Source organism: Streptomyces sp. AcH 505 (assembly GCF_000818175.1).
Taxonomy (GTDB): Bacteria; Actinomycetota; Actinomycetes; order Streptomycetales; family Streptomycetaceae; genus Streptomyces.
The window spans coordinates 3,659,313-3,666,951 of sequence record NZ_JTIY01000001.1 but is presented as its reverse complement, the minus strand read 5'-3'; the positions used below and the strand labels follow the sequence as shown (position 1 = coordinate 3,666,951).

Annotated in this window: 7 protein-coding genes; all 7 read right to left on the bottom strand. The window is 70.4% G+C overall.

Annotated elements, in window-relative coordinates; genetic code table 11:
- On the bottom strand, positions 1–560 hold a 560-nt coding region (locus tag HY68_RS16750; RefSeq protein ID WP_052457110.1), incomplete at its 3' end, for an SRPBCC domain-containing protein.
- A gap of 11 nt (positions 561–571) precedes the next feature.
- On the bottom strand, positions 572–961 hold the full coding sequence (locus HY68_RS39625) for a cupin domain-containing protein (RefSeq protein ID WP_052457109.1): 390 nt from the start codon (positions 959–961) through the stop codon (positions 572–574).
- Positions 962–2,356: an MmgE/PrpD family protein gene (locus tag HY68_RS16740; protein WP_052457108.1), complete on the bottom strand. Its 1,395-nt coding sequence runs from the start codon at positions 2,354–2,356 to the stop codon at positions 962–964.
- Between the two features lie 211 nt (positions 2,357–2,567).
- Positions 2,568–4,052 carry an FAD-dependent tricarballylate dehydrogenase TcuA gene (gene tcuA, locus HY68_RS16735; RefSeq protein WP_198533285.1) on the bottom strand — a complete coding sequence of 495 codons (1,485 nt, stop codon included), beginning with the start codon at positions 4,050–4,052 and terminating at the stop codon, positions 2,568–2,570.
- A 37-nt stretch (positions 4,053–4,089) separates the two neighbouring features.
- Entirely contained in the window at positions 4,090–5,565 is a 1,476-nt protein-coding gene (locus HY68_RS16730) for an aldehyde dehydrogenase family protein (RefSeq protein WP_107070090.1), read from the bottom strand.
- A complete protein-coding gene (locus HY68_RS16725) occupies positions 5,565–6,551 on the bottom strand; it encodes a 2-hydroxyacid dehydrogenase (protein WP_157874357.1) in 987 nt (328 codons plus the stop codon). The genes HY68_RS16730 and HY68_RS16725 overlap by 1 nt, the downstream gene beginning before the upstream one ends.
- Before the next feature lie 7 nt (positions 6,552–6,558).
- Positions 6,559–7,639 (bottom strand): thiamine pyrophosphate-dependent enzyme (locus HY68_RS16720; protein WP_041989577.1); only part of this gene is annotated, 1,081 nt, incomplete at its 5' end.

Genomic DNA, 7,639 nt, shown 5'->3' with positions numbered 1-7,639 from the left:
GCCGGGGCCGGCGGCCGCTCGTCAGCTTTTCCCGGCGACGCCACGGCCTGCTCGGCTGCGGGCACCGCGGCCGGTGCGGGGGCGACGACCGCGGGGCCGAGCGTGGTCGAGCTGCTGGCGCAGCGCATCGACAGGGCCTCGACGAAGTCGGCGGTCATCCGGCGGACGACCGCCGTCGCCGCGTTCTCGATGACGGAGGCGAGCTTGCCGTTCAGCTCGACCTGCCCCGACACGGTGCCGACGGCGCTGCCGTCGTCGCCCTCGACCACCGTGAACTCGGCGGTGGCCTGGAACTTCGTACCGCCCTGGCCGTCACGGCCGCTGGCCACGACCTTGCCCCAGCGGGCCTCCCTGTCCAGTTCGAGGAGGATCTTGCCGGCGAACTTCACGCGCAGCGCGCTGAACTTCACCGTCATGGTGCCGTGGTAGCTGCCGTCCTCCCGCTGCTCGCCCAGCTCGGCCCCGGAGACGCACTCGACGACCGCGTGCGGGTCGGACAGGACGGCGTAGACCTCGTCGGGAGCGGCCGCGACGCTGAATTTCTCATTGATCTCGATCATGGGACTGCCAATCAGCTGGTATGCGCCGAAGGGGCGTTCGGGACGGGCAGGGGGCTGTTCATCGCGAGGTGCACCGTCGGCGCTTGCGACGCGTTCCAGTTGCGATGCGGGGTCCCTGCCGGGAAGACGACGAGCGTGCCGGGGGTGGCGGAGAAACGTTCCCCCTCGACTTCGATCTCCATCGTTCCCTCAAGGATGTAGAAGATCTGCTCCCACGCGTGGGTGTGCAGACCGCGCGGCGACCCGCCGCCCGGCGGGGTACGGATGTAGCCCACGGCGAGATGGTCGCCGCCGCTGGTGTGGTCGATGAGTTTCTGGGAGAACCGGTCGGTGTCCGTGAGCTGGGCGAGCCGGTCGAAGTCGAGCTGCCGGACATGACGGAAGCCCTGGTCGGTATCCATTCAGCTGCTCCCGTCGAAGGTGCCGGTCAGGGCCATCAGTTCGGTGATGTCCGGGGTGTCGGCGACGGCCCACCAGGCCTGGCGGATCCGGTCGCGGTCCGGCCCGGACAGCCGGCGCGCGCTCGCCGCGTCGAATTTCGCGTCGATGTCGGCCCGGGACATCGGGTTCCTGAAATGCCCCCGGTGGAATCCGACTTCTTCGCTGAACCGCTCGCCGTCGGTCGCCGTGACGATCAGCCGGGCGCGCGGCGCTCCGGAGATCCCCTTTCCCGGCGGCCGGAATCCGGCGGTGAATTCCTTGTCCTCGGTGACGGAGATCTTGCGCATCACGGGCCGCAGCGCGGGATCGGCGATCCGCTCCGGGGTGAAGGAGGTCTGGGTGTCGATGTGCCCGTCGACCAAGGCGAGGGCCAGCAGGTACGGCAGGCTGTGGTCGGCGGTCTCGCGGGTCGTCGGGTCCCACTTCGAGGGGTGCATCGCGATCTCGTGGTACGCCTGCCAGTACGTCTCGATCTCGATCGACTCGATCCGCTCCACCGGCCGCCAGGCCCGTACGGCCGGGATCAGCCCCAGCAGCGCCTGGCTGTGCGTCTCGGCGGGGTACTGCTTGAGATGCGAGATCTGCACGACCATCCGGCCGCCGGGATCGGCCGGGAGTGTCAGCTCGAAGGCGCCGGTGACCTGCTCGAACAGGCCCGACTTGCCCTCGAAGGGCTCGTCGGGCCCGGTCATGCCGTGCCGGGCGAGCCGGACCGCGAACAGCGCGCTCTGCATGGCGGAGGCCGAGGCGCACCCCTTCCACATGGAGAGCAGCCCTGTCCTGTTCACCCGCAGCGGTATGTGCGGGACCAGCGCGAGCGAGACCGCGTTGGCCAGCTGGTCCTCGGTGAGGTCGAGCATCCGGCCGACGGCGAGCGCCGCCGCGACTCCCATGAAGGTGCCCTGGTCCCAGCCGCGCGCCCGGGTCGGCGCGACATTGCCGAGGGCGCCGAGCAGTTCGTAGGCGAGGGTGACGCCGAGCAGGATCTGTTCGCCGTTCGCGTGGACCGTCTCGCCCGCGGCGATGACCGCCGGGATCATGTCGCTGGGGTGGCCGCCGCCCTGGGCGAGCATCCCGTCGTTCCAGTCGTACGCGCGGACCATGCTGGTGTTGGCGAAGGCCGCCAGCTCGGGTGTGGTGCTGAGCCCCGCGCCGAAGACGGTCGCCGGCCGGTCACTGTGTACACCGCGTACGGACTCGACAGCGATACGGGCCGATTCGGCCAGCGAACCGACGACGGCGCAGGCGACCGAGTCGACGATCCGGTCGACCGCTGCCGTGCGTACGGGCCCGGTCAGCTGGTCGGCGCCGAATGACCTCGCATAGCTGACCAGCTGGTCGGTTGTTTTGTCCACGCGCTGAACCTCCTCGCTTTCGCGGAGTTCGCTTGAATTCGCTTGCATTCGCTGCCGAAATGGGAGACCCGTTTTGACCGGCTTCTTGCCGGAACGGGTTCAGGGGCGGATAGTGATCGCGTGGTCGCGTCACCACCCTGTCCCTGAATTGCATACCGCGTGTATACGTGACGGTATTCTCGTGTTCCCGTGGCGTCAAGGGTCGTGCGGGTCAAGCCGCGGCGGCTCCCGCGCCGGCCATCCGGCCGAAGACGGCGCCGTTGGTCAGCCCCGAACCGCCCGGATAGTTGAAGTAGAAGAGCCCGCCCACGAGTTCACCCGCGGCGAAGAGTCCGGGGATCGGTTCGAGGCCCGTGTCGAGGACGCGCGCCTGCTGGTCGATGCGCAGCCCGCCGAAGGTGTAGGTCACCCCGCAGGTCACGGCATACGCGGAGAACGGCGCGGTGTCGAGGGTGTTCGCCCAGTTCGACTTCGGTACGTCGAGGCCGGTCGCCGAGCGGCCGTCCTTCACGTTGGGGTCGAACGGCACCGACTGGTCGACGGCCGCGTTGTACGCCTTCGCCTCCCGCAGGAACGCGTCCACGTCGATGCCGTCCAGCTTCTTCGCCAGCTCTTCGAGCGAATTGGCGGTGACCCGGGTGGCTTCCTTGATGTGGTACTCGTCGCGCAGCAGATGCTGCACCTTGCCGTCGAAGACCTGCCAGGCGACCTGGTTCGGCTGCTCCAGGACACGGCGGCCGTACATCGCGTACGTGTAGTTACGGAAGTCGGCGCCCTCGTCGATGAACCGCTTCCCTTCGGCGTTGAACACGACGCCCCACGGATAGCTGTGCTTCTGGAAGCCGTCCCCCACCGCGAGATCACCGAACTCGGGTGCGTTCAGGTCCCACTGCACCGCGTGGCAGCCCGACCAGTTGCCCGCCGGGCTCGCACCGATGTCGAGCGCCATCCGGATGCCGTCGCCGGTGTTGTACGAGCTGCCGCGCACCCGTGCGAGGTCCCAGCCGGGGCCGAGGTAGCGGGTCCGCCACTCGGTGTTGGCCTGGAAGCCGCCGGCCGCGAGCACGACGGCGTCGCAGTCGATCGTCTCGTCCTGCCAGCCCGACCGTACGGCGACGCCGCGCACCCCGTTCGGGCCGGTCTTCAGATCGATGGCGCGGGTGTCGTAGCGGACCGTGACGCCCGCGTTCTTCGCCGCCTTGACCAGGAACTCCATCAGCCCCTGGCCACCGCCGACGGCCTCGATCGTCAGCCCGCCCCAGAAGGTGTAGCGGCCTTCGACCTTGAACGCCTGCCGGCCGTAGATCGGGATGAAGCGCACACCCTGGGACCGCATCCACTGGAGGGTGGGCAGGCTGCGCGAGACCAGGGTCTGCGCCAGGTCGGGATCGGCGCGGTACTTGGTCACCCTGGCCAGGTCGTCGAAGAACGCCGACTCGTCGTAGCGCCCGAAGTCGGTGACCTCGCGCAGTTCGTCGCTGAGGTCGGGCACGAGGCTCAGGATGTCGTCCACGCCTTCGTACGCCACCCGCATCGCCCCCGCGGTGAAGGCGGTGTTGCCCCCGCTCCTCGCGAACGGCGCCCGCTCCAGCAGGGTGACCCTGGCGCCCTTCTCGGCCGCCGAAAGGGCCGCGCAGAAGCCGGCGTTGCCGCCGCCCACGACCACCACATGCTTCTTGGTCTGCTCACTGCTCACGTTCGATCGCACCTCTTCATGTGTCTGCCAGGAGCCTTCAGTTGCTGACGATCACGGTCTTGAGCTGGGAGTAGTGCTCAAGCGCCGCGAGCCCCTTCTCCCGGCCGAGGCCGCTGTGCTTGTAGCCGCCGAAGGGGGTCTCGACCCCGCCCATCGGATAGCGGTTGATCTGGATCTGACCGGCTTCGAGCCGCCGGGCCAGCCGGTGCGCCGTGCCGATGTCCCGGGTGAAGACACCGGCCGCCAGGCCGTACACCGAGTCGTTGGCGAGGGCGACCGCCTCGTCGAGGTCGTCGAAGGTCAGCACGGTCTGTACGGGGCCGAAGATCTCGTCCCGCGCCACCCGCATGCCGTTGCCGACCCCGGTCAGTACGGCCGGGGTGACGAAGTGCCCGGCAAGGCCCTCCGGGCGGGTGCCGCCCACGGCCAGTACGGCCCCCTCGGCGACACCGGAAGCGATGGCTTCGAGCACCTTCTCCAGCTGCTGCGCCGAGGCGAGGGGCCCGAGGTCCGGGTCGTCGAGGCCCGGTCCGACCGTCAGATGGGCGACGGCCTCGGCGAGGCGCTCGGCGTACTCCTCGGCGACCGAACGGTGCACCAGCAGCCGGGTCGTGGCGAAGCACGACTGGCCCGCGTTGCGGACGACGGCCATGGCGCCCGCCTGCACGGCGGCTTCGAGGTCCGCGTCGGGCAGCACGATCGTCGGGGACTTGCCGCCCAGCTCCAGATTGACGCCGATGATCTTCTCGGCGGCCATCCGCAGGATCTGCTTGCCGGTGGCGACAGAACCGGTGAAGCCGACATGCGCGACGTCCGGGTGCCGGACGAGACTCGCCCCCGCCGTACCGCCGCGGCCCGCCACGATGTTGCACACTCCCGGGGGCAGTCCCGCCTCGGTGAACAGCCGGGCGACCGCCAGACTCGACAGCGGGGTGACCTCGGACGGCTTGACGACGACGGTGTTGCCCGCCGCGAGACAGGGCGCGACGCCCCGGCACAGCTGACTGACCGGGGAGTTCCAGGGCGTGATGTGGCCGACGACGCCGTACGGCTCACGCAGGGTGTACGACCAGTAGTCGCCCTCACCGGGGATGGTCTGCCCGTACAGCTTGTCGGCGGCGCCCGCGTAGAACTCGAAGTAACGGGCGGCCGTTTCGACGTCCGAGCGCGCCTGGCGCAGCGGCTTCCCGGTGTCGAGGGTCTCCAGCCGGGCCAGTTCGGGGGCGGCGCGCCGGATGCCGGCCGCGATGTCGGCGAGGATCCGGCCGCGCGCCACGCCGCCGAGGTCGCGCCAGGTCCGGACGTACGCGGCGCGCGCCGATACGACCGCCAGGTCGACGTCGTCGTCCGTGGCGTCGGCGAGGGTGGCGAGCTGTGCGCGGTCGGCGGGGTTCTCGACGCTCAGCGCCGGGCCGCCGCTGTGGTGCCACTCGCCGTCGACGAAGGCGCTCGGCAGGGGGCCTTCGGGGAAGAAGAGGGCCAGTTCGGGCCGCATCTCCGGTTCGGACCGCATCACTTCACCTCCGCCGGCCAGACGACGATGTCGGCGGGTTCGACCGTGCCGCCGTCGAGCACGGCGCGCGCGTTGCGGTGGGCGCGGCCGATCACCCGGGGGAAGTTGTTCGCGACCGCTCCCCCGACGTGCGGGGTGAGCACGACGCGCTCCAGGCCGAGCAGCGGCGAGTCGGCGGGGATCGGCTCGGTCTCCGTGACGTCGAGTCCCGCGCCCAGTACCCGGCCGTCCTTGATCGCCTGGGCCAGGGCGTGTTCGTCCACGAGCGAGCCGCGCGCGGTGTTGATCAGGATCAGCCCCGGCTTGGTCCTGCTGAGCACATCGGCGCCGATGATCCGGTCGGTCGCCGGGGTGCTCGGCAGATGCAGCGACAACACGTCGGCCGTGGCGACGAGTTCGTCCACGGACACGTACCGGATGGCGCACTCCGCCTCCACCTCGGGCGCCGCCCTGCGCAGGTCGTGGTAGATCAACTCGACCCCGAAGCCGCCGAGTCTGCGGGCGACGGCCTGGCCGATATGGCCGAGGCCGAGCAGTCCCACGGTCTTGCCGAGCAGCTGGAAGGACTCGGCGCGCAGCGCCTCCTTCACCACCTGCCCGGTCCTGGCCGCCTCGGTGGCCTTGGGCAGATTCCGCCCGACGGCGAGGGTGAGCAGGACGGCGAGTTCGGCGACGGCTTCGGCGTTGATCCCCGCCGCTTTCAGTACGACGACCCCGCGCGCGGCAGCCGCCTCGCTGTCGATCTTGTCGACGCCGACGCCCAGCTTCTGGACGAGCCGCGCCTTGGGAGCGGCGGCGAGGGTGTCCGCGTCCACCGCGCCCCACATGGTCAGCAGCACGGTGGCGTCGGCGGCGGCGGTGCGTTTGGCGGCGGCCGAGTTGTCGGGGACGAAGACGATCTCGAAGTCGGTCCCGAACAGCTCCGTGATGACGTCACGGGAGGCGGGCGGCATGAAGTCGAGTACGGCGACGGTAGGCATGGTCATCTTCCCTTCACCCACGCAGCAGTTCGAAGAGGACCCGGGAGGGGGCCGGGTCGACATGGGCGCCGATCAGTACGGGCCGGTCGCCCTGGATCCCCTTGGCGACGGCGGCGCGCAGATCGTCGGCGTTGTCGACGTCGAGTCCTTCGATGCCGAAGGCGTCGGCGAGCTTGGCGCAGGAGAACGACGGGAGCTTCACCCCGACCGGTGTCAGCTTCCGCCGCTCCTGCTTCACCTCGATCTGGGTCAGCGCGCGGTCGATGATCGCGACGAAGACCGCGGGCGCGCCGTCCTGCGCCGACACCATCAGTTCGGTGGCGCGCATGAGCAGCGAGCCGTCGCCGAGGAAGGACAGCACGGGCCGGGCGCCCGCCCTGCGGGCCGCCACCGCCGCCGGGATCGAATAGCCCATCGTGGAGAGGGCGTTGGAGGCCAGGTAGTGGTCGGGCACGGTCGGCTCGCTCAGCATGGCGATCAGCGGCTTGCTGAATCCCGCGTCGGCGACGAGATAACCGTCAGCGGGCCAGGCGTCCAGCGCGGCGTCGACCGCGTGCGCGACCGACAGACCGGCGGAGCCCGTGGGCAGCAGACTGGCGCGCAGGGTGGAGCGGTACGCGGCGACGTCGGCCGGGGTCCACCGCGAGGCGCCGCCGCCGCGCGCGAGCAGCGCGGTCAGTACCGGTTCGGGGTCGACGACGTACTGCTCGGCGAAGGGGTTGCCCCACTCGGTGAAGAGGGAGTCGGTGATCGCGACGGCTTCGGCGCCGAAGCACCACGCCTTGTTGTAGTAGTCGAAGGACTCCGGGTCGATCATCAGCACCAGGTCGCTTCGGTCGAGGAGTTCCTTCTCCAGCCGTCCGTTGAGGAAGGTGCCCGCGAAGTACGGCGAGCCGCCGTGCAGGACACCCTTCTGCCGGGAGGTGGTGAACACCGGTATCCGGAAGGCTTCCGCGAAGGCCGCCACCGTCTCGGGGCTGACCCGGCGGTGCCTGCCGCCGAGGACCAGGGCGGGTCGCTCGGCGCGATCGAGCCGTGCGGCGAGTCCTTCGAGCGCCGCGCCGTCGGCGGGGGCGCCGGACGGCCGGCTCGCC